This window comes from Pseudoalteromonas sp., assembly GCF_041629635.1.
Classification (GTDB): Bacteria; Pseudomonadota; Gammaproteobacteria; order Enterobacterales; family Alteromonadaceae; genus Pseudoalteromonas.
Window position 1 is genome coordinate 1 of sequence record NZ_JBFKMX010000224.1, and the last position, 3,421, is coordinate 3,421.

Here is a 3,421-nt window from a genome sequence, read left to right on the forward strand (position 1 = left end):
AGAACACAGCGTATTGCCTATTGTCGCGCATTACTTGCTTGTGTTTCAGATACTAAAAACACGCTTTCTAGCTACAGTTATTACACGGAGAAAAGCACTATGAAACAACGTTTAAATACAATTCAAAAAATGCCTAAAGGGAATATTTTGGTAAACCTTTTGCTATGCCTTGTTCTTTTTGCAGGTCTATCAAGCATTGCTTTTGCTAAATATGGTGAAGGCCATCAAAAGCACAATAAAGCTGATGCGCAACCTATTGTTCGTATTGAGCCTATTTATCCTAAAGAGGCAGCAGACCAAGGTATAGAAGGTTCTGTTGTATTAGGATTTACCTTAACAGCAGATGGTCAAACGGATAACGTAAAAGTTATATCGGCTGAACCAAAAGGAGTGTTTGACCGCGAAGCAAAACGTGCATTAAAACAGTGGAAGTACACACCAACTAAAAATACAAATAAACAGCACTTAGTACAATTGGATTTTGCTTTATCAGAAGAATACAAATCAAAGGATTTAGTTGAACGTATTAAAGTAAGTTCGCATTAATTAATCAGCTATCTGTAACTATTAACTAAACTAAAGGGCATCATTTAGATGCCCTTTTGCCTTTTATTTCGGGTGAAACTCAATACGGTGTAATATCTCCCCAGGTAACAACGGCGTTTTAGCCTGTTGAATATAATCAGCATATCCAGCACGGTAATAAGGTGATAATGGATGCCCACTTTGCCCACCTGGCAAAGTTAAAATTGCTGACTTTTCTGCTCCAGGTTGCACAAATAAACGTTGTGATGCACCAAACCCCCTGCCTTGTACGGCAGGCATAAAGCTATCACCAAATGCTGGTGTTCTGGGCATATCGAGTAATTTACTTAACAGCGGTATTTGCTTACTAAACGGGTGTTGAATATTAAGTTCATTCACTTTACCCCAATTTAGCTCTAGTAAAGAGCCGTTTTCACTACCTGAGTGTTTTAGCAAAAGATCTTTTTTCATCTCTTGGTAAGTCGTTGTCAGTAAATCAGGCCATGATGCAGATGACGGTGGTAACCAATCATCGGTAAAGCTATTAATTAGCTGCCACACAGCAGGCTCGAGGTCACGTTTTATTGGCGATAATGATAACCCTTCGGTTTGCAACTGAGCCTCTATAGGCGAGAAAAGTTTATCTATGATTGCGGAGCGATATTTTCTTACCAAGGTATAGCCAACAGAATCAGCACATGCACACTCACCCCAATTTTCGACAAGCTTAATATCTTGTTGGTAGGTGTCAGGTGATAAGTTTAGGGTTTTGAGTAACAACCCCTGCCATGGCTTCAAAAACAAGGCTTGATTGTCAAGCTGAATATTATAGAAATCTTGCTCATTGAATTGCTCTTTTTCAAATAGGCGTTGCTTAATTTGTTCTGCACGCGCCCCTAGGGCATAGCCACCATTACCATAGCGTTTATCTTGTTCTACACTCACGACTCGACTATTTGCAGTCCATAAACGTCCATGCTCGGGGTTAAGTAAATATGGAACATCTGACGCGTCTTCACGCCAATTAGGATCAAAGTCCTCTGGCATAATTGCAATCACACTTGGCGACTTTCGACCTGGTATTGCGCCTGTTGCTTGCCACGCAGCATTACCTTGATTATCAGTAACCAACATGTTCTGTACTGGAATACCTATGGTTTTAGCAATTGAGAGCGCTTCATCAACAGTGTTAACTTGCTCTAAATTGAGTAATTCCATATCAACTGCATAATCTTGGTGGGCAACCCATTTAAGCGCATACTTTTTTCCACCAATGTGCTTAACCGGACCAAAATCACTGACCTCTAACGAATAATCATAAACTTGCTCTGGTGTTACAATCTTTTCAATGACCGTATCCGTTTTATAGTTACTATCTAACTCAACCCAATCAACCGTATCAATATAGGCATTGGTGAACCCCCAAGCTATTTTACCATTAGTACCAACGACAACAGCTGGGGCACCTGGCAGACTAACCCCTGTAATTTGATGATCTTTGTCGTTATCAATGTAGTTTAGTTGTGTGCGATACCAAATAATCGGCACAGCTAATCCCAAATGCATATCATCTGCAAGTAGTGCTTTTCCTGATGATGTTAGGTTGCCCGTCACAGCCCAGTTATTACTGCCAATATCTAGAGGCTCATCAATTTTGTACGTGGTAAAACTCAACAGTTCTCTTTTTAAATTTGGAATATCGGCTTCAAGTAAGTCAAATTCTGAACCATCGAGCGCTGCTTGAAACTCACTGGGCTGGGTCAAAAAACGAACCATATCGCTACCAAATTGCTCGTTGATATAGGTTAGTGCTAAGTCTCGTTTAAAGCTATTCTCCTGAAGATCAAGATACATACTAAAGATCACTAATAAGCTATCTTCAGGTAACCAAAGATTTCGTTTAGCGCCCGCGAGTAAATATTCAAAACTAGAATAGGGCAAATGGCTTACTGCCAAATTCACACCTTCAGAGTAGCTTTTTAAAATATCTAGGTGTTCGTTTGGTAATTGCTTTAGGATTTGTTGGCTACGTTTCCTGAATTGATGAAAACGCATTTTCTTATCAAGGTTTAACGCAGCTTTTCCAAAAAGCTCAGACAACTCTCCGGCAGAATTTCGTCTTAATAAATCCATCTGAAAGAAGCGATCTTGCCCATGTGCATAACCCAAAGCAAAAGCTGCGTCGCCGCGAGATTTAGCTTTAATCACAGCATGACCCAGAGAGTCTCGCTCTAATGCTACTTCATTACTAATTAGTGCAACTGAAGTTTGCCCCGACAGCTTAGGCAAACTGAGCGTAAGAACACCATAAACTGCAGCGGTTGCAATTAAGGCTAGTATTAAAAGGAATATCGATAGCTTCTTTATAATTTTTATCATTTAGCTAATTATCCAAATTATTTTTATTGCTGTCTATCATAGTTATACTGAGTATAAGTTGCACCTACCCAATCACTTTTATTCTATTTCAAAATTATTTTGTACAAAAAAGAGTCAAAAAAGTTGTATTAAACAAGAAAATATTACTATACTGAACGCGTATACTGATTTTCATCTTTCCATTGTCTTATCTGCAAAAAGCTGGTTTTCTCCTCCAGCTTTTTTCTTGCGCAAAATATCATTAATATTCAAATAATAAACTTTTTAAATGACTCATCTCGTTTAGTGTCTAAAACGCAAAAAGCCCGCTCAATGAGCGGGCTTTTAATTAATTAGAGGCTTGAAGATGTTCAAGTGCCACAGCGGTGAAGAGGCTCATGGGCGTTCGCCCTGTTTTTTGAATTATAAATGCAAAAAAGCCTCAACATAATGTTGAGGCTTTCTTTAATTAGGAGCTTGGCGATGTTCTACTTTCACATGGGCGAACCCACACTATCATCGACGCTGTTTCGTTTCA

General features: G+C 39.1%; 2 protein-coding genes. One reads left to right on the forward strand and one right to left on the reverse strand.

Annotated features, from left to right (window positions below; all coding sequences use genetic code 11):
* A partial coding sequence (locus tag ABYD77_RS18320; protein WP_372771534.1) for a TonB family protein occupies positions 1-546 on the forward strand: 546 nt, incomplete at its 5' end.
* Between the two features lie 63 nt (positions 547-609).
* Here the strand turns inward: ABYD77_RS18320 and ABYD77_RS18325 are convergent.
* Positions 610-2,904: a penicillin acylase family protein gene (locus ABYD77_RS18325; protein WP_372771535.1), complete on the reverse strand. Its 2,295-nt coding sequence runs from the start codon at positions 2,902-2,904 to the stop codon at positions 610-612.
* Positions 2,905-3,421: the final 517 nt, after the last annotated feature.